This is a genomic window from Streptomyces sp. NPDC052109, from assembly GCF_040680195.1.
Lineage (GTDB): Bacteria > Actinomycetota > Actinomycetes > Streptomycetales > Streptomycetaceae > Streptomyces.
The window spans coordinates 313,736-332,881 of sequence record NZ_JBFAWF010000006.1; the positions used below are offsets into that span (position 1 = coordinate 313,736).

Sequence of the window (19,146 nt, forward strand, 5' to 3'; positions counted from 1 at the left end):
TCAGCCCTCGTCGGGCACGGCGTCGGGACGCGCGTACGTACGACCCTTCCAGGCCGCGCCGCGCCCGCGGTAGTGCTGCACGGCCGAGTCGACCGTCATCAGCAGGTACAGCAGCGCGGTGAACGGCAGCAGCGGCGCGAGCCACAGCGGCTGCCGGTAGTAGCGCAGCATCGGCACGTACGTCCCCGTCATCACCGTCCATGCCGCGGCTCCGGCGAGCAGGGTCGCCGTATCCCCGGCCGCCGCTCCCACGACCACCGCGGCGGGCGGCACCAGGTACACCAGCGCGAGCCCGGCGACCGTACCGAGGAGCAGCAGCGGGTTGTGCCGCAGCTGGGCGTAAGCACTGCGCGACACCATCCGCCACAGGTCGTGCAGGCGCGGGTACGGCCGCACGCTGTCCACCCGGTCGGCCAGGCCCAGCCAGACATGCCCTCCGGCGCCCTTCACCGCGCGCGCGAGCGCCACGTCGTCGATGACGGCGTGCCGGATGGCGTCCGGGAGACGCGCCTTCTCCGCCATCCCGGCGCGCAGCAGGACACAGCCGCCCGCCGCCGCGGCCGTGCGCGATTCCCTGCGACCGACCCGGCGGAAGGGATACAGCTGCGCGAAGAAGTACACGAACGCCGGGACCACCAGCCGCTCCCACACGCTCTCCACCCGCAGCCGCGCCATCTGCGACACGACGTCGAATCCTCCGGCCCGGGCCGCCGCCACCAGCGTGCGCAGGCTGTCCGGGGCGTGTGCGATGTCCGCGTCCGTCAGCAGCAGATACTCCGGGTCACGCGCGCGTGCCAGGCCGATACCGTGCCGGACCGCCCACAGCTTTCCCGTCCAGCCCGCCGGCGGCTCGCCCGGCGAGCCCACGGTCAGCGGCAGTCCGCCGTGCCGCCGGGACAGCTCGTGGGCCAGTTCCCCGGTGCCGTCGGTGCTCCCGTCGTCCACCAGGAAGACCTCGGCCCGTCCCGGATAGTCCTGCGCCAGCAACGACGGCAGGCTCGCCGGCAGCACGGCGGCCTCGTCACGGGCCGGGACCACCACGCAGACGGACGGCCATGCGTCCGGTTCCCGGCGAGGCGGCAGCCGGACGTCCGTGCGCCAGAAGAAGCCCTGGCACAGCAGCAGCCAGGACCAGGCGGCCAGCGACACGACGGTGATCCACATCAGGGCGCTCACGTCCGCAGTCTGCCCCACGGGGCCGGCCCGCAAGGCCGCATCGTCTATCGTGGCCGGGTGAAGATCGCGCTCATGGACTCCGGAATCGGCCTCCTCCCCGCAGCCGCCGCGGTACGGCGGCTGCGGCCCGACGCGGATCTCGTGCTCTCGTGGGACCCGGACGGGATGCCCTGGGGCCCACGCACTCCACAGGACATCACCCAGCGGGCCCTCGCCGTCGCCGAGGCCGCCGCCGCCCATGAGCCCGACGTCCTGATCGTCGCCTGCAACACCGCCTCCGTGCACTCCCTGCCGGACCTGCGGGCCCGGTTCGAACCGGACCTGCCGATCATCGGTACCGTCCCGGCGATCAAGCCGGCCGCGGCGGGCGGCGGCCATGTCGCGATCTGGGCGACCCCCGCCACCACCGGAAGCGCCTACCAGCGCAATCTCATCGAGCAGTTCGCCGCCGGAGTGGCCGTCACCGAGGTGCCCTGCCCGGGCCTCGCGGACGCGGTGCACCACGCGGACGAGAGCGCGATCGACGCCGCGATCGCCTCGGCCGCCGCCCGCACCCCCGAGGACGTGACCACCGTCGTCCTCGGCTGCACCAACTACGAGCTGGTCGGCGAGCGCATTCGGGCAGCGGTCCAGCGGCCCGGCCGTCCGCCGCTCGCGCTGCACGGCTCCGCGGGTGCGGTGGCCGCTCAGGCCCTGCGCAGGATCGGAGCGGAGCCCGCACCGGCAGCCGTCGCCGACACCACGCTCACGGTGCTGCTCAGCGGACGCGAGGCCACGCTCCCGGACACGGCACTGTCCTACGCGGAAGGCCGTTTCCTGCAGGCGGTCAGCCCCGTCCGCTGAGCGGGGGCGCCCGCGGACCACGTGTGTGCCAGGCGTGGCCCACCCGGCTCAGTCACCCTCCGCTACGCCCTACCCGCGCAGCGAAACCTGAGTAACCTCATAAACATGAGGGACCACCCCCAGTCCGACAGTCCCCACCCCGACGTGTGGACCGGGCGCGCCACGAACCGGATCCAGTGGCTGCTGGCGCTGGTCGGCGCGGCCTGCATGGCGCTCGGCATCGAGCTGGCCGTGGACTCGGCATGGACCTCGGGCATCGCCCCGCTGGTGATGTCCGTCGTGGGCTGCATCGCCGCCGGCCTGCTGGTCCTGTTCGGCACGCTCGCCTTCGTGCACGTCGATCTGCGGCTCGACAGGGAGTCCCTCGAGGTGCGGTGCGGCCACATAGGGCTGCCGCGCCGCCGCATCCCGCTCTCCCATGTGGCGGGTGCCGACTTCACCGCCCTCGTCACACCCCGGCAATGGGGTGGCTGGGGCTACCGCTGGCGTCCCGAGAAGGGCACCGCCGTCGTCGTGCGCCGAGGTGAGGGCATCGTGCTGCGCCTGTGGGACGGCCACACCTTCACCATCACCGTGGACAACGCGGAGTCGGCGGTGCGGGTCATCAGGGCACGGCTGCGGACGATCACCCCGGGTTCGGCCCAGTGAGATGCTCCGCCACGTGACATGACGACGCTCAGAGCCGGGGGTCGGCGCCTGCGCGCGCCCACGGCCTCGCCGTCGCCCACCCGGCCAGCAGCCCCGCTCCCACGGTCACCGTGGTGAAGCTGAGCGCGTTGCTCACGGTGGCGAACACGGCCACTGCCGTCAGGGCGGCGCCCGCGGTCAGGGCGACCGGGGTGGAGCGGGGAGAGCGCCAGAGCGCGTGCAGCACCCAGCAGAAGGTGGCGACGATCAGGAGCACCCCGACCAGGCCCTGTTCCGCCGCCAGCTGGAGCAGGGCCGAGTGCGGCCTGCCGTCGGCAGTCTGCGGCGCCGGGGCCCCCAGCTCGCCGAAGCGTCCCGGACCGACCCCGAGTCCCCTGTTCCGTCCCGCCAGCCGCAGGGCGTCCTGCCACAGCGCCACCCGGTGCCCCGTGGGCCGGCCTCCGAACATCCGGGCGAGGTCGCTCGGCAGCACGTCCGCCGCGAGCGCCCAGGTCGTCCCGGCCACCAGGCCCGCCGCCACGGCCAGAAAGAGCAGGCTCACGCCCCGGCGGGACATCGAGCCCGCGGCGAGCGAACAGAGCAGCACGGCCGCGCTCGCCGCACAGCCGGCCACCGAGCCCAGTACGGCCCCGGTCGGCACGATCCCGGCGGCCAGCAGCCGCAGCACCAGCCGCAGCTCCGGCACCGGCGCCGCCCAGGCGGCACAGCACGCCGCTCCGGTGGCCAGGGCCAGCAGGGCGGCCGTGGCACCGGCGTGGCCGAGCGGACCGGCGTACCGGGCACCGGCGGAGAGGCCGGGCAGGACCACGGCCAGCGCGAGTCCGGTGACCGCGCCGGCGCACGGCGCGGCCACCGGCAGAAGTGCCCCGGAGACCCGGCCGACGGCATGACCGGCGGTCACGGCGAGCACGGCGAGCAGCATCCCCTCGGGGCGTCCGTCGTGTGCCGCCGCGGTGATCAGGGACCAGCCGGCGCAGGCGCCCAGCAGCATCATGCCCGCACCGTCAGAAACGTTTCGTCCGACGCCGGCCGCGTCCCCGTCCACGCCGGCCACGCCCCCGTCCGAGCCGGCCGCGTACCTCGTCCTCGTCGACCCCACCACTGCCCCTCGTCCCCGTCCCCTGCCCCAGGCCACGGCCGGGTACGGCGCCGGATTCGGCCGCACTGCCGAGGCTGGCCACACCGTAGCGGCTGATGACCGGTTTGGGTACGAGATGCGACGGAAAGTCGCGGTGGGGCCGCGGAACGCCGCCGGTACGGGGCCGTCGCGGGCGTGGGGGCGCGGAGCGGCGGGAGGCGGGCCGGACAGGACGCCGAGCGGGCACGGCCGTGGTCGCTCGCGCCGGGTCCGGCCCGCGTACCGCGCTGTCGGCGGCCGAGGAAGCCGCCGTACACTCACCCGGGTGACCGTCACCGCAACTTCCGTGGACCAGCCGGACCGGGTCCAGCCGTCTGCAGCGCCCAGCGCGTTCCGCGGCCGCCTGCTCCGCCTGATCCCGGCCGCCGCCTCCGCGCTCTGCGGGGTGCTGCTCTACATCAGCTTTCCGCCGCGCACCCTGTGGTGGCTGGCGCTGCCCGCCTTCGCCGGTTTCGGCTGGGTGCTGCGCGGCCGTGGCTGGAAGTCGGCGCTCGGCCTCGGCTACCTCTTCGGACTCGGCTTCCTGCTGCCGTTGCTGGTGTGGACCGGTGTGGAGGTCGGTCCCGGTCCCTGGCTGGCCCTCGTCGCCATCGAGGCGATCTTCATCGCCCTGGTCGGCGTCGGCATCGCGGCCGTGTCCAGGCTGCCCGCCTGGCCGCTGTGGGCGGCCGCCGTCTGGATCGCCGGCGAGGCGGTACGCGCGCGCGTGCCCTTCCGGGGATTCCCGTGGGGCAAGATCGCCTTCGGGCAGGCGGACGGCGTCTTCCTGCCGCTCGCCGCGGTGGGCGGCACACCCGTACTCGGGTTCGCGGTCGCGCTGTGCGGATTCGGTCTGTACGAGGCCGGACGGCTGATCGCCGAACGGCGCCGGACGCGGGCCGTGCGCCGCGGGGCGGCCCTCGCCGCGCTCATGAGCGTGGCCGTCCCCGTCGTGGGCGCGGTCGCCGCCCGCTCGCTGGTGAGCGACAAGCCCGAGGACGGCACCAGGACGGTCGCGGTCATCCAGGGCAACGTGCCCCGCTCCGGATTGGAGTTCAGCGCCCAGCGGCGGGCTGTGCTCGACTACCACGTGCGCGAGACGCTCAAGCTCGCCGCCGACATCAAGGCGGGCAGGACGCCGAAGCCCGACTACGTGCTGTGGCCGGAGAACTCCTCCGACGTCGACCCCTTCAGTAACCCGGACGCGGCCGCCGTGATCAACGAGGCCGCGCAGGCCGTCGGTGTGCCCATCTCGGTCGGCGCGGTCGTGGAGAGGGACGGCAAGCTGCTCAACGAGCAGATCCTGTGGGACCCGGTCAAGGGCGCCACACAGACCTACGACAAGCGGCAGATCCAGCCGTTCGGTGAGTACCTCCCGCTGCGCGGTCTGGTCGGCGCGATCAACAAGAACTGGACCGGGATGGTCCGGCAGGACTTCAGCCGCGGCAGCGAGCCGGGCGTGTTCGACATCGACGGCGCCAAGGTGGGCCTCGCCACCTGCTACGAGGCCGCCTTCGACTGGGACGTACGGGACACGGTCACCCACGGCGCGGAGATGATCTCCGTGCCCAGCAACAACGCGACCTTCGACCGCAGCGAGATGACGTACCAGCAGCTCGCCATGTCCCGGATCCGTGCCGTCGAGCACAGCCGCACCGTTACCGTGCCCGTGACCAGCGGCGTCAGTGCGATCATCATGCCGGACGGGAAGATCACCAAGAAGACCGGCATGTTCGTGCCCGCCTACCTCGTCCAGAAGGTGCCGCTGCGCACCTCCAAGACGCCCGCGACCGAGCTGGGCATCCTCCCGGAGATCGCTCTGGTGCTGGTCGCCGCGGGCGGTGTCGGCTGGGCGATCGGGTCCGGAGTGCGCCGTCGGCGCGCCGGTGGTGCGTAGCCGTACGACCGGCACACGCCCTCCGAACCGGCGCGTAGGGCCCTTGAACCGCCCGGAGACGGCAGGCCCGTCGGGTTAGGGTCGGGCCCATGACGACGCCTGACTTCATCCGCACGCTCAGGGCCTCCGCGGGACACCAGCTGCTCTGGCTCCCCGGGATCACCGCGATCGTCTTCGACGACGAGGGCAGAGTGCTCCTGGGCCGGCGGACCGACACCCGCAAATGGTCGGTGATCGGGGGCATCCCGGAGCCCGGCGAGCAGCCCGCGGCCTGTGCCGTGCGGGAGGTCTTCGAGGAGACGGCCGTCCACTGCGTACCCGAGCGGGTGGTGCTCGTCCAGGCGCTGGAGCCGGTCACCTACCCCAACAGTGACCAGTGCCAGTACATGGACATCACCCTTCGCTGCCGCGCGGTCGGCGGCGAGGCCCGGGTCAACGACGACGAGTCCCTGGAAGTGGGCTGGTTCGCCGTGGACGCGCTGCCCGACCTCAACGAATTCGGCCGGCTTCGGATCAAGCAGGCCATGTCCGAGGCACCCACATGGTTTGACCCTACGGCTGTCGGCTGAAGTATGGGCGGCCACCACATGTGGTGACGGGTGCGTTCCTCTTAGGGTCGGTACATGACCGCGTCCAGCCTCCCGCCCGGCCCTCGCCCACAGCCCCTCGACCTCGACCTCGGCGGCCGCACCGCCCTCGTCACCGGTGCCGCGAGCGGCATCGGCCGGGCCTGTGCGCTGCGGCTGGCCGCCGCCGGAGCGCGGGTTAGGGCCGTCGACCGGGACGCGGCCGGCCTGGCCGAGCTGGCCCGTCAGGCGGAACGGACCGCTGACCTCACCGGGAGCGTCGTACCGCACGTTCTGGACCTCACCGACCTCGACGCCGCCGAAGACGCCGCCGCGGGCACCGATGTGCTGGTCAACAACGCGGGCCTGCAGTTGGTGCGCCCCATCGAGGAATTCCCGCCCGAGGTCTTCCACACCGTGCTGACCGTGATGCTGGAGGCGCCGTTCCGCCTCATACGCGGGACTCTCCCGCACATGTACGCACAGGGCTGGGGCCGGATCGTCAATGTGTCCTCCGTCCATGGTCTGCGCGCCTCTGCCTTCAAGTCCGCTTATGTGGCCGCCAAACACGGACTGGAGGGCCTGTCGAAGACGGCCGCTCTGGAAGGCGCCGCCCACGGTGTGACCTCGAACTGTGTGAACCCGGCCTATGTGCGCACACCCCTGGTGGAGAAGCAGATCGCCGATCAGGCGCAGGCGCACGGCATCCCCGAGGAACGCGTGCTGTCGGAGGTCCTGCTGAAGGACAGCGCGGTCCAGCGGCTCATCGAACCGGAGGAGGTCGCCGAGGCCGTCGTCTACCTGTGCAGTCCCCAGGCGTCCTTCGTCACCGGCACCTCACTGGTGCTCGACGGCGGGTGGACCGCCCACTGACGGACGGCCCACTGACACCACCGGCGGCGCCCGGCCCGGGAGTTTTCCACAGGCCTGACCGGCCGGGCGGACGATGCGGAATCCTGTGAACATGTCTCGCGATCACGTTCAGTCGGCCTCCAGCGGCAGCATCGAGGCCCCGTACCTCGAGCTGCTGGCCCGCGACGCCTCCACGGAGGCGTACGAGCAGCCGGTGCTGCTCGCCCGCGCCGAGGGCAGACCGGCCGACCGGATCGCCGCGCTGGAGCGGGCCAAGCTGCTCGCGCTGCGCGTCCGCGCCGAGCTGGAGGGACGGCGGCGACGCGAGGCGGAGCTGTCCGCGCTCTTCGAGACCGCCCACGATCTGGCCGGCCTGCGCGACCTGGGCGCCGTCCTGCAGGCCATCGTGCAGCGCGCCCGCTCCCTGCTCGGCACGGACGTCGCCTACCTCACCATGAACGACCCGGCGCGCGGCGACACCTACATGCGGGTCACGGAGGGTTCCGTGTCCGCCCGTTTCCAGCAACTGCGCCTCGGCATGGGCGAGGGGCTCGGTGGACTGGTCGCCCAGACGACCCGGCCGTACGTCACGGACGACTACCTCAAGGACGCCCGCTTCCAGCACACCCGCACCATCGACGCCGGCGTATGTGACGAGGGCCTGGTCGCCATCCTCGGGGTGCCCCTCATGCTCGGTCCGCACGTCATCGGCGTCCTCTTCGCCGCCGACCGCAGGGCACGCGTCTTCGAACGCGCGCAGATCGCCCTGCTCGGCTCCTTCGCCGCCCTCGCCGCGGCCGCGATCGACACCGCCAACCTGCTCACCGAGACCCGCGCGGCGCTGGCCGGACTGGAGCGGGCCAACGGGATCATCCGGGACCGCAGCGCCGTCATCGAGCGCGCCTCCGACGTGCACGACCGGCTCGCCGAACTCGTCCTGCGGGGCGGCGGGGTGCACGACGTGGCCGCCGCCGTCTCCGAAGTCCTCGACGGCACCGTCGAGTTCACCGAGGCGGACGCGGCACCGGCCGAGCCGCTGGAGGCGTCGCGCGCCGAGGGACACGCCGTACGGCACGAGAGCGACTGGATCGCCGCGGTCGCCGCCGGCGGTGAACTCCTCGGCGCACTCGTCCTGCGCGGCCACCCCGGCCTCGACCCCGTCGACCAGCGCACCCTGGAGCGCGCGGCGATGGTCACCTCGCTGCTCCTGCTCGCCCGACGTTCGGCGGCGGAGGCCGAACAGCGCGTGCGGGGCGAGCTGCTGGACGATCTGCTGGACGCGCGCGACCGGGACCCACGCCTGCTGCGTGAACGCGCCGTGCGGCTGCGCGCCGACCTGGACGCCACCCAGGTCGTCCTCGCCGCACGCATCGAGGGGCCGGCGGCCGACGCGGACGAGGAGGCCGCGGCGCGCCGTCGCCTGTGGTCGGCCGCCTCGCATCTCGCCGCCACCCGGCACGGCCTGGCCGCGGCACGCGACGGCGGCACCGTCCTGCTGCTGCCGCTCGCCCCCGGCGACACCACCACGGAGCTGGCCCGTCGCACCGCCCGCGAGCTCGGCACGGCCGTGCACCAGCCGGTCACGGTCGGCGCCTCGGCGCCGGTCACCGGCTTGACCACGCATCCCGAGACAGTCGCCGCCGCCTACGCCGAGGGCCGCCGTTGCCTGGACGCGTTGCACCTGCTGGGCAGGGGCGGGGACGGAGCGGCCGCCGAGGACTTCGGCTTCCTCGGTCTGCTCCTCGCGGGCGAACGGGACATCGCCGGCTTCGTCGAGCGCACGATCGGCCCGGTCGTGTCGTACGACGAGCGGCGCGGCACGGAACTGCTGCGCACCCTGGACGCGTACTTCGCCTGCGGGATGAGCCCGGCCCGTACCAAGGACGACCTGCATGTCCATGTGAACACGGTCGCCCAACGGCTGGAACGGGTGGGTCGCCTGCTGGGCGAGGACTGGCAGTCCCCGGGCCGCGCCCTGGAGGTCCAACTCGCCCTGCGATTGCACCGGTTGGCGGCTCCGGACAGACGCTGACCCCCGTACGGACGTGCCGTACGGGGGTCGGGCAGCGGGTGCGCTGGGGGCCCGGCGCCCGTCAGACCGTCCGCGCCTCGGCGGCCGTGCTCGCCCCGGCAGGCTCCCCGCCCTCGGCCTCGACGCGGGCGAGATCCCGGTGCCGCGTCTCCCGTGCCACGCCCACGGCGATCAGGGTCAGCACCGCGGCGGCGATCACGTACAGGGCGATCGGGGTGGAGCTGCCGTAGTCGTCGAGCAGCGCGGTGGCGATGAGGGGGGCCGGCGCACCGGCCGCCACGGAGGCGAACTGGGCGCCGATGGAGGCGCCCGAGTACCGCATCCGGGTGGCGAACATCTCGGCGAAGAAGGCGGCCTGGGGCGCGTACATCGCACCGTGCAGCACGAGCCCGACGGTCACGGCGAGCACCAGGTAGCCGAACGACCCGGTGTCCACGAGCGAGAAGAAGGGGAACATCCACAGTCCGACACCGGCCGCGCCGAGCAGGTACACCGGCCGCCGCCCGACCCGGTCGGACAGCGCGCCCCAGGCCGGGATGACGGCGAAGTGCACGGCGGAGCCGACGAGTACGGCGTTGAGCGCGGTCTGCTTGGAGACACCGGCCGACGTGGTGGCGTAGACGAGGATGAAGGCGGTGATCACGTAGTAGCTGATGTTCTCCGCCATGCGGGCGCCCATGGCCACCAGTACGTCCCGCCAGTGGTGCCGCAGCACGGAGACGAGCGGCAGCTTCTCCGTCTCCTCTGCCCGGCGGGACTCGGCCCGCGCCAACGCCTCCTTGAACACGGGCGATTCGTCGACGGACAGCCGCATCCACAGACCGATGAGCACGAGCAGCCCGGAGAGCAGGAACGGAATCCGCCAGCCCCATGTGCCGAAGGCGTCGTCGGAGAGCACGGCGGTCAGCAGCGAGAGCACACCGGTCGCGAGCAACTGCCCGGCCGGCGCGCCGGTCTGCGGCCACGAGGCCCAGAAGCCGCGCCGCCGGGCGTCCCCGTGCTCCGAGACCAGAAGGACGGCACCGCCCCACTCACCACCGAGCGCGAACCCCTGGATGAGCCGCAGGAGGGTGAGCAGCACGGGCGCGAAGGCGCCGACCGTGGCGTGTGTCGGCAACAACCCGATGGCGAACGTCGCCCCGCCCATCATCACGAGGCTCAGCACGAGCAGCTTCTTCCGCCCCAGCCGGTCGCCGTAGTGCCCGAACACGAGCGCTCCCAGCGGGCGGGCCGCGAACCCGACCGCATATGTCAGGAACGACAGCAGCGTCCCGACCAGCGGGTCGGAGTCCGGAAAGAACAACTTGTTGAACACCAGCGCGGCGGCCGAGCCGTAGAGGAAGAAGTCGTACCACTCGATGGTGGTGCCGATGAGGCTTGCGGCGACGATGCGGGGCAGGCTGGAGTGGGTTGGGGGAGCGGATGCTGCTTCGGAGGCCATGTGCGCCACTTCCTCGTGTGCGGTGGGGACGGGTACGTGTCGGCACACGGTAGGAAGGGGCAGGTCAGGGGCACATGTGGCGGGGCAACATAGTTCGGTGGGCGGGTATGCGTGCGGCCACCATGCCGACTCGCGGAAGGGCGGTTCAGGGGTCCAGGCGGTCCGCAAGACACGGTCCTCCTGGGCGTCGCCCTGGCGGTCGCGCTCGGCGGTGACTGCCTCGCGGATGTCGCGATGCTGCGGTGCGAGCCGGCCGCATTCGGCCCGGGCGCCTCCGACCCCGACGGTCTCCCGCCCGACCGACGTCCTTGCCGCCGGGCAAACACGCTCCGGACGCCGGTGGACAGGTCAGGGTCGACCTCGACAGTGTCCTGGTACACGGCTGCGTTGTTGCCGGCAGTACCTGATCGGCCCCGCTCGGTAGCATCCAACGCATGGCCATCAAACTTGAGAACGTCGGCATCGCCGTTCGCGACCTCGAAGCGACGATCTCCTTTTTCACCGACCTCGGCCTCACGGTCGTCGGCCGTGACACGGTCAGTGGTGAGTGGACCGACACCGCCGTCGGCCTTGATGGCAATCACGCGAACATTGCGATGCTCCAGACACCAGACGGCCACGGTCGCCTTGAGCTCTTCGAGTACATCCACCCCGAAGCGATCGAGTCGAAGCCCACTCGTCCCAACGAGATCGGCATGCATCGCGTCGCCTTCTCGGTCGACGACATCGATAAAGCCCTTGAGGCAGCCGCAAAGCACGGATGCCGTCCGCTTCGCGGTGTGGCGACCTATGAGGACGTCTACAAGCTCACGTACGTCCGCGGTCCCAGCGGCATCATTGTGATGCTCGCCGAGGAGCTGAAGAAGAACTGACGGCCGGTCGGGTCAATCACTGTAGAGCCTGTCCGGCCGATCGCCATCGCGGGTGGATCAGCAGGGACCGGTCGCTCCGGCGCCCAGCCGCTTATGTGCTATTCCATGGATCCATGGAGGATGCTGCGCGCAAGGCCGCGCTCTACGACGCCTTCGCCCGCACCGGCAAGGCACTGAGCAGCGGAAAACGCCTGGAACTGCTCGACCTGCCGGCCCAGGGCGAGCGGACCGTCGACGCCCTGGCCAAGGCCGCAGGACTGAACCTGACCACCACCTCAGCTCATCTGCAGACCCTCAAGCAGGCCGGGCTGGTCGCCACCCGCGGGGAGGGAGTGCGCATCCACTACCGGCTCGCAGGGGACGACCTCGCCGCCCTGTACGCACTGCTGCGCCAGCTCACCCAGGTCCACCCGCATGCGGTCGAGCCCGCCCGGACCGCCTATCTCGGCTCTGCCGCCGGGCCTGCGGAGGAGTACACGGCCGGACACATCCCCGGCGCGATCTCCATCCCGGTCGACGAACTGGCCGGCCGCATCGCCGAGCTGCCGGAAGAGGCAGAGGTGGTGGCCTACTGCCTGCTCGCCCACGACGCCGTACGCCTGCTGCACACGCGCGGCCGCGGGGCCGTCCGGCTGGTGGAGGGAATGCTGGAGTGGCGGCCGGCCGAACTGCCGGTGGACACGGAGAACGCCGCGTGAGCCACGCACATCCCGGCCTCGACGCCGGACCGGTCTATCTCGACCACAACGCCACCACCCCCGTCGACCCACGGGCGGTGGAAGCGATGCGCGCGTATCTGGCGGACCAGTTCGGAAACCCTTCCAGCGCCCACGCTTACGGCACCGAGCCCAGGGCCGCCCTGGCTCGCGCCCGCCGTCAGGTGGCGGAACTCATCGGCGCGCGGGCCGGGGAGATCGTGTTCACCGGCTCCGGCTCGGAAGCCGACAACCTCGCTCTGCGCGGTGCCGTCCTGGCCGCCGGGACCGACCGCCCGCACGTGATCACGCAGATCACCGAGCACCCGGCGGTGCTGGAGACCTGCCGGTCGCTGGAGCGGCTGCACGGCGTGGAGGTGACGTACTTGCCGGTCGACGGGGACGGCCTTGTCGACATCGCGGTCCTGGCCGCCGCGCTCACCGAACGCACGGTCCTGGTCTCGGTCATGGCCGCCAACAACGAGACCGGCGCCCTGCAGCCGATCGCCGACCTCGCACGAACCGCCCGTGCGCATGGGGCGCTGTTCCATTGCGACGCCGCGCAGGCCGTCGGCAAAGTCCCGCTGGACGTGGACGAGTCGGGCGTGGACCTGCTGACGGTCGTCGGGCACAAGATGTACGGGCCAAAGGGCATCGCCGCTCTGTACGTACGCGAAGGAGTCGCCCTCGAACCCCTGGTCTACGGCGGAGGGCAGGAACGCGGGCTGCGCGCCGGCACCGAGAACGTCGCCCTCGCCGTCGCCCTGGGTACGGCCGCGGAACTCGCCGCCGAGGAGCTGGCCACCGGCGGCCACGACCGCATCCGGCACCTGCGCGATCGCCTCCATGCGCAGCTGACCCAGGCGTTGCCGGGCCGGGTCCACCTCAACGGACCCGCCGAAGCCCGCTTGCCCAACACCCTCAACATCAGCATCGACGGCACGCGTGGCCACGAACTCCTGGCCGCCGTGCCCGAGGTGGCCTCCTCCACCGGTTCGGCCTGTCACAGTGGCCACCACACACCCTCGCCCGTGCTGCGGGCCATGGGGCTGGACGTCGACCGGGCGCTGTCGGCCTTGCGCCTCTCCCTGGGCCGCTGGACCACACCGGCAGACGTCGACATGACAGCCCGCCTCCTGACCGCCGCTGCCGGCAGCTCATGACCGCAGCCTCCCCGCCACTTCCGAACAGGCCGCTGATCGGGGACGGCACCGGCATGCTCTGCGTCGCCTTGCTGTCGTACCTGGGAAGCCGCCTCACCGACGCCCCACCGGGCACCGCGGGCGTGTGCCCGGCGATGGGCACACGCACCGTCCACGCGTTCACGGTCGCCGAAAGGGCAAGGACCACCGCACCGGCGTCCCCGTGGCGCCTTACGACGGCGAGAACCCGGTGGGCTGGGTGCGGGCCGGGTCGGGCGGGGCCAGGTCACCGGAGGCGTGCCCTGCCCCAGAGAGGGGTGCCGGAGGGTTCGTGGCGACGTCGGGCTGCACGTGGCAGCAGCTGCCGTCCGCACCGTTCGGGTCGTCGGGAGCGACAGCCCACCGGCGCTTCGCCGGGTGGTCGAAGGCCCGGGTATGGGCGAAGTTCCATCGACTGGACCTCGACGAACTCGGCTTCCGCGGTGAACTGGACTGGTCCCGCTGTGCGATCGACTCGGTGAACATGCGAACTTTGAAAAGGGGGAGCTGACGGGTCCGAATCCCGTGGACCGGGGCAAGAACCTGCACGACAGCCAGGCCCTCGAACCGCTCGTACGCGGCATCCCGCCCATCCGCTCTCGCCGTGGTCCTCGTAGGCGACGGTCCGCCAGGCTCCACGGCGACAAGGGCTATGACTACGACCGCCTGCGCCGATGGTTACGCCGGCGCGGCATCCGGCACCGCATCGCCCGCAAGGGCATCGAGTCTTCCAAGCGGCTGGGACGACATCGTTGGGACCATCGAACGCACCATGGCCTGGCTCGCCGGATGCCGCCGCCTGCATCGCCGCTATGAACGCGAAGCCGCGCATGTCCTGGCCTTCACCAGCATCGCCTGCACCCTCATCTGCTACCGCAGCCTCACCAAATGGGATGACCTCTCAGGCCGCCAGGACCCGGGGCGCTTACATGATCACACTGGGCGTGTCGGTGAAGGCCCAGAGGGTCCGACGCCGATGACACTTGCACATGGGCCGGTTCCATTGAGAAGGCAGGGTCCGGAGGCTGGACGCCGACGAGGATGCCGGTACCAGCATCGTCGTTGCCCGAACCCCCGCCCAGTTCGTCGGGCGCTGAGAGACGAAAGATCCATCATGCCTCGATCCATGCGCGCGCTCGTAGCCGGAAAGGTCGGCGAGCCCACCGATGTCCTGCGGCTGGAGTCCCGGCCTGTTCCCACGCCGGGAGCCGGTCAGGCGCTGATCCGTGTGAAGGCGACTCCGATTCACGCCAGCGATCTGCACGTGCTGCGTGGCCGCTACGGTTTCTCCCTCGAGTTTCCCGCTGTCGGGGGTCATATGGAATGCGTGGGACGCATCGAGGCCCTGGGCGCGGATACCGAGGGACTGAAGGTCGGCGAGCGTGTCGTGGTCGTTGCGGTTCCAGCGGTACCCGGGCCTCATGTGGCCGGGACCTGGCAGGAATATCTTGTTGCCGACACGCGAAGGCTCCTGCCGGTCCCGGACGAGCTGAGCGACTCCAGCGCTTGTCAACTCGCCGTCAACCCGTTGACCGCACTGCTCCTGGTGACGCGCGAACTCGACGTACAGCCGGGTGAATGGTTGTTGCAGACGGCCGCGGGCTCCACCGTCGGCCGGCTCGTCGTTCAGCTGGCCAGGCATCTGCGTATCCGCACGATCAATGTCGTGCGGCGACGTGGTGCCGTTGAGGAGATCAGAGCGTTGGGTGGTGACGAGGTCATCTGCACCGAGGACGAGGACCTGCTGCAGCGTGTGGCCGATATTGCGGGACCCGCGGGCGTGCGCAAGGCCACCGACTGCGTCGCGGGCGACGTGGGTGCCCAGGTGTCCCAGGCGTTGGCTCCGGGAGGAGAGGTCGTGGTCTACGGCGCGCTCTCCACCCATCGGCAGACCGACCCGGCAGCGCTGACAATCCCGCTGCAGGCACGCTCGGTCATCTACGAGACCAAAGTGGTCCGTGGCTTCTGGCTGAACCGCTGGTTCGGCACCGCCTCACCTGAGGATGCGCTGAGCGCGCTGTCCCAGGTCCGCAGTCTCGTCGCTGACGAAGTGCTCAGCATCCCCCAGGGCCGGCCGTTCCCGCTCGACCGCTTCAAAGAGGCCATCGCGCTCGCCGAAACACCCGCACGTGACGCCAAGCCCCTCTTTGTCTTCGAGGACAGCCGGGACAAAGAAGACAGCTAGGAAGCCGCCCCGCCGGCGCCGGCAGCGGCGCGGCTGCGGCGGGGCAAGGCCGCCAACGCCCGGTGCTGTCCGGCGCCACTGGCACAGTGAATCCGAGCGAGGTCGGCGCAGTCCCAGTGGGCGAGGCGGGTCGAGCCAGTGCTTTGACCGGGAGGGTTCGCGGCTCGGCGGGTGCCGGACGACGTGGTGCTGATCGGCTTCGAGGACTCGCCGATCGCGCGGCACACCAACCGGTCGCTGACCAGCGTGCGGCAGCCGCCGGCGGAGAGGGGCCGCACGCCGGCGCGAGTACTGCTGCGTGCTCGGCCAGGCGTTGTCGTACCCCCGGTGTAGCGTCCAGGCCGGAGTCAGGCTCATGCTCTGCGGTTGACGGAGGCGCGCGGATGACGAGTACGACGGGCGAGGCCGTGGTGGCGGTGTCCCGGCACATCGGCGCCCCGGCGGGGGACATCTTCCGGATCCTGGCCGATCCCGGACGGCACCCGGACCTCGACGGCTCGGGGATGCTGCGCGGTGGTGTCTCCGGCGCCGTGGTTTCGGGCGTCGGGGACGTCTTCGTGATGCGGATGCACTACGAGCGCTACGGCGATTACGAGATGAACAACCACGTCGTCGAGTACGAGCCGGGCCGCCGCATCGGCTGGGAACCGAGGCCCGGTCGCGGGCACCCGGACGCCACCGCGCCCGGGGCCGCGTGGGGCCACAGGTGGATCTTCGACCTGCTCCCGGACGGGGCCGGGGCGACGGTGGTGACCGAGATCTTCGACGGTTCGCGCATGCCGGAGGACAAACGCGCGGAGGTGGACAGCGGGCGCGCCTGGTGGCAGACGCAGATGGCGAGCACCCTGGAACGCCTCGCCGAACTATGCGCCGCCCGGTGAACGCCGAACTCGGCCCCCTCAAGTGCGCCCTGGACCGCCAGCGCGAGCACGTCGTCGGGATCCTCGAAGGGCTAAGGGAGGAGGATCTGCGGCGGCCGGTGCTGACCAGCGGCTGGAGCTGCCTGGCATTGCTGCGCCACCTCACCCTGGATGTCGAACGCTTCCGGTTCCCCGGGGTGATCGCGGGCGAGCCGGATGTGGCCGTCCGGCTCACTGCGGGCGCGGAGGCGCACTGGTATGTACCCGAGGGGATGAGCGCCGAGGAGGTCTTCGCCGACTACCGGGCGGCCATCGCGCGCGGATGCCGTGCTCGCCGCCGCCGCGCCCGAACAGGAGCCCGCCGCGTGGCCGGTGGAGATCTGGCCGACCTGGCGGCTGCCTGACGTGCGGCACATCCTGATCCACGTGCTCACTGAAGTCGCCTGCCACAGCGGTCACTTGGACGCGGTCCGTGAACTGATCGACGGCACCACCTGGCTCGGTGGCAACCCCTACGCCGGCTAGTTCTGTGACCGGATTGGGTTCGCCGGTTCTTCAGGCCGCGGTGGCGAGGGGCACCCGCCCCAGTGGATGCCTTTCTCGCCGCGGATGCGGGCGCGTTCGCGGCGCTGGGCGGCGAGGGCTCGGGATGGCGGGCGTTGGCGTTGCGCCGGCGCAGGTGGCCGCGCAGGGCACGCGTCGGCGTGGTGTGGTTGCGGTGGTTGGAGTTGGCGACGGTGAACTGCCGCAGGGGTCCGAAGTGGGCTTCGATCGGGTTGGCCCAGGGCGCGTGGGTCGGGTGAAGCACAGCTTGACCTTGTTCCTCTTTGCCCGGCAACGGATGTCGGCGCCTTTGTGGGCGGACAGGTCGTCCAGGATGACGTGGTTCGGGGCGCCGTCCGGGCGGCCGGTCCGGATCGACTCCAGCGCGGCCGGCGTGTTCGCGGCGCCCTTCTTGCGGCGGTTGACGCCCCAGAGGGTGTCGTCGCCGATCGGACACGGTCCGGGAAACGCTCCAGAACCTCCTCGATGCGGTCCGACTCGGCGTCGCGCTCGGGGTCGGGCGATTCCTTCCACGTCTTGGTTCGTCGGAAGGTGACGCCGCGGCGGGCGAGCAGGCACCGTAACGCCTCGCGGCCGATCCGGATGACGCGGCCGTGTACTTTCCGCAGGTAGGCGGCGAGTTTCCGGATGGACCGGCGGGTGAAGGGCTGACCGAGCTTGGTCGGGCGAGTGGTGGCCGTCTGCACGGCGAAGCCCTCGTCGTCAGGGCTGAGCAGGCGGGGACGGAGTCCCGCCCATCGGGGGGCCAGGCAGGCCAGGCCGATCTCGTCGAACCGATGGATCACGTCACGGACGGTGTCCTCGTCTGCCTGCACCAGCTTCGCGATCACGGGCACCCGGTTGCCGCCCGCCGAAGCCAGCAGCATCATCGCGCGCCGGTACACGCTCGAGCCGTCGGCCGTGCGGTCGTAACGGTCGTCCCCGTGTAGCCGGGCCATGGCGGCGACGTGCCGTGCGAGGTACGGCGGCACCCCCGGCTTCGGGAGCTGGGCCTGCCACCTTTCTGAGGGCCCGTCCACGTAGGTGGCGGTCAACCGTGTCGAGAGCAAGGCCGGTGACCCGATCCGTCTCATCCTTGTCCCCCGACACCTCGACACGAGTTCATCAGGCCACCTCCGGGCAGGGGTGAATGGGCGCCGGTGCTCGAGGGTGCACCGGCGCCCACGGCCCGTCGCCCCCGAGCGCCTGGAGCGCGCTGCGGCATTCATATCCACCCACGGCGAACCGCCTGCGCGCCCGCCTGGAACCGGCTCGTCGCCCCGAGGCGGGTGGTCAGGCCGGCTATCCGGCGGCGCAGGGTGCGTTCGCTCAGGCCGAGTTGGCGCGCCACGGTCTCGTCCTTCAGCCCGGCATGGAGCAGGTGGAGCAGAGCGCGGTCGTCCTCGCCGAGGTCGGGGTGGTCGTCCGCCGGCCGGGCCTCGCTGCCGAAGACGGGGGTGGCCTGCTGCCAGCTCACCTCGAAGAGGTCGACGAGGGCGTCGCACAGCGGTGACTGGTGGACGAGCGCCGCCGTACTGCGCAGGCCGTCGGCGCCTGCGGTGAGCGGGACGATGGCGTCGCGGCGGTCGAACACCAGCAGCTTCAGCGGCACATGGGGCAGCACCCGGGCCTGCTCCCCGAGGAGCACCAGGTGCTGGAGCAGTTCCGCGCGCTCGGGGATCGCCAGCACCTCGCTCGAGTAGATCGCCCGTGCCCGCACTCCGCGGGCCAGCAGGTCCTCCTCGGCCCGCAACGCACTCGCGTCAGCCGTGAGATACGGCGGGGTGTCGAAGCACAGGACCTCCTGCTCGGCGCCTGCCATGAGCTCGGTCAGCCAGTCGGTCATCGCGGTCGGCCCCTCGATGATCTCGACCAGCCGGCTCGGATCGGAGCTCAGCTTGCGCTCGTTGAACTCGGCGCCGTAGGCGTCCAGAGCCGCCTCCGCGCGCTCCAACTCCAGACGGCGCGCGCGGATCAGGGCGGCCAGGCCGATGCGCGGATCCAGCGGGGCGTAGCGGGTGGGCCGTGCCGCCGAGGGGACGGCGAGGCCCGCGGCGACGAGTTCCTCCAGCATGCGGCGGGCCTGTGCCGTGCTGCAGGACTGATGCCTGGCCAGTTCGGTGGCGGTGACTGGCGGCGAGGCCAGTAGGTGGCGGTAGGTGCGCTCCGTCGGATCGTCGAGACCCAGGGGTTCCAGCACAGGCTCTCTCCCTCCTGCGTTTCCCGGCCAAGCGGTGC

The 19,146-nt window shown here is 71.7% G+C and carries 15 protein-coding genes and 5 pseudogenes; 15 read left to right on the forward strand and 5 right to left on the reverse strand.

Annotation, left to right across the window (positions count from 1 at the left end; genetic code table 11):
• On the reverse strand, positions 1-1,164 hold the full coding sequence (locus AB0L59_RS16190; protein WP_365583594.1) for a glycosyltransferase: 1,164 nt from the start codon (positions 1,162-1,164) through the stop codon (positions 1-3).
• Positions 1,165-1,233: 69 nt separating this feature from the next.
• Between AB0L59_RS16190 and AB0L59_RS16195 the strand changes: the two genes are divergently transcribed.
• Entirely contained in the window at positions 1,234-2,019 is a 786-nt protein-coding gene (locus AB0L59_RS16195; protein WP_365583420.1) for an aspartate/glutamate racemase family protein, read from the forward strand.
• Positions 2,020-2,124: 105 nt separating this feature from the next.
• Positions 2,125-2,667 carry a hypothetical protein gene (locus tag AB0L59_RS16200; protein ID WP_365583423.1) on the forward strand — a complete coding sequence of 181 codons (543 nt, stop codon included), beginning with the start codon at positions 2,125-2,127 and terminating at the stop codon, positions 2,665-2,667.
• Positions 2,668-2,695: 28 nt separating this feature from the next.
• Here AB0L59_RS16200 and AB0L59_RS16205 read toward each other — a convergent pair whose 3' ends face one another.
• Entirely contained in the window at positions 2,696-3,661 is a 966-nt protein-coding gene (locus tag AB0L59_RS16205) for an O-antigen ligase family protein (protein ID WP_365583424.1), read from the reverse strand.
• 409 nt (positions 3,662-4,070) lie between these two features.
• Here AB0L59_RS16205 and lnt point away from each other — a divergent pair, with 409 nt between their 5' ends.
• The 4 genes from lnt to AB0L59_RS16225 all read left to right on the forward strand — a co-directional run bounded on the left by lnt (position 4,071) and on the right by AB0L59_RS16225 (position 9,131).
• Positions 4,071-5,681 (forward strand): apolipoprotein N-acyltransferase, encoded by a 1,611-nt coding sequence (lnt, locus tag AB0L59_RS16210; protein ID WP_365583427.1) that lies wholly within the window; start codon positions 4,071-4,073, stop codon positions 5,679-5,681.
• Positions 5,682-5,770: 89 nt separating this feature from the next.
• Entirely contained in the window at positions 5,771-6,250 is a 480-nt protein-coding gene (locus AB0L59_RS16215; RefSeq protein WP_365583430.1) for an NUDIX domain-containing protein, read from the forward strand.
• A gap of 54 nt (positions 6,251-6,304) precedes the next feature.
• Positions 6,305-7,120, forward strand: a complete 816-nt coding sequence (locus AB0L59_RS16220; RefSeq protein WP_365583432.1) for a 3-hydroxybutyrate dehydrogenase — start codon at positions 6,305-6,307, stop codon at positions 7,118-7,120.
• 91 nt (positions 7,121-7,211) lie between these two features.
• Entirely contained in the window at positions 7,212-9,131 is a 1,920-nt protein-coding gene (locus AB0L59_RS16225) for a GAF domain-containing protein (RefSeq protein ID WP_365583435.1), read from the forward strand.
• 61 nt (positions 9,132-9,192) lie between these two features.
• Here AB0L59_RS16225 and AB0L59_RS16230 read toward each other — a convergent pair whose 3' ends face one another.
• Complete coding sequence (locus AB0L59_RS16230; protein WP_365583437.1) at positions 9,193-10,572, reverse strand: MFS transporter; 1,380 nt, start codon at positions 10,570-10,572, stop codon at positions 9,193-9,195.
• A gap of 174 nt (positions 10,573-10,746) precedes the next feature.
• Between AB0L59_RS16230 and AB0L59_RS16235 the strand changes: the two are divergent.
• From AB0L59_RS16235 to AB0L59_RS16275, 9 genes and pseudogenes are all read left to right on the forward strand, one after another.
• A pseudogene (locus AB0L59_RS16235) lies at positions 10,747-10,949 on the forward strand (IS1380 family transposase); the annotation flags it as partial.
• 57 nt (positions 10,950-11,006) lie between these two features.
• A complete protein-coding gene (locus AB0L59_RS16240) occupies positions 11,007-11,444 on the forward strand; it encodes a VOC family protein (protein WP_365583440.1) in 438 nt (145 codons plus the stop codon).
• Positions 11,445-11,557: 113 nt separating this feature from the next.
• Positions 11,558-12,142: a metalloregulator ArsR/SmtB family transcription factor gene (locus tag AB0L59_RS16245; protein ID WP_365583443.1), complete on the forward strand. Its 585-nt coding sequence runs from the start codon at positions 11,558-11,560 to the stop codon at positions 12,140-12,142.
• Positions 12,139-13,302 (forward strand): cysteine desulfurase family protein, encoded by a 1,164-nt coding sequence (locus tag AB0L59_RS16250; protein WP_365583445.1) that lies wholly within the window; start codon positions 12,139-12,141, stop codon positions 13,300-13,302. The genes AB0L59_RS16245 and AB0L59_RS16250 overlap by 4 nt, the downstream gene beginning before the upstream one ends.
• A gap of 307 nt (positions 13,303-13,609) precedes the next feature.
• A pseudogene (locus tag AB0L59_RS16255) lies at positions 13,610-14,206 on the forward strand (transposase); the annotation flags it as partial.
• Between the two features lie 240 nt (positions 14,207-14,446).
• Positions 14,447-15,505, forward strand: coding sequence for a zinc-dependent alcohol dehydrogenase family protein (locus tag AB0L59_RS16260; RefSeq protein WP_365583597.1), 1,059 nt, complete (start codon positions 14,447-14,449; stop codon positions 15,503-15,505).
• 159 nt (positions 15,506-15,664) lie between these two features.
• Positions 15,665-15,805 (forward strand): annotated as a pseudogene (locus tag AB0L59_RS16265) (substrate-binding domain-containing protein); the annotation flags it as partial.
• A gap of 83 nt (positions 15,806-15,888) precedes the next feature.
• Complete coding sequence (locus AB0L59_RS16270) at positions 15,889-16,386, forward strand: SRPBCC family protein (RefSeq protein WP_365583447.1); 498 nt, start codon at positions 15,889-15,891, stop codon at positions 16,384-16,386.
• A pseudogene (locus tag AB0L59_RS16275) lies at positions 16,383-16,890 on the forward strand (DinB family protein). Before AB0L59_RS16270 ends, AB0L59_RS16275 begins: the two are co-directional and overlap by 4 nt.
• Here AB0L59_RS16275 and AB0L59_RS16280 read toward each other — a convergent pair.
• Positions 16,887-17,810: pseudogene (locus tag AB0L59_RS16280) on the reverse strand (helix-turn-helix domain-containing protein); the annotation flags it as partial. The pseudogenes AB0L59_RS16275 and AB0L59_RS16280 sit on opposite strands and share 4 nt — an antisense overlap.
• Before the next feature lie 323 nt (positions 17,811-18,133).
• Positions 18,134-19,108: a helix-turn-helix domain-containing protein gene (locus AB0L59_RS16285; protein ID WP_365583450.1), complete on the reverse strand. Its 975-nt coding sequence runs from the start codon at positions 19,106-19,108 to the stop codon at positions 18,134-18,136.
• Positions 19,109-19,146 lie beyond the last annotated feature (38 nt).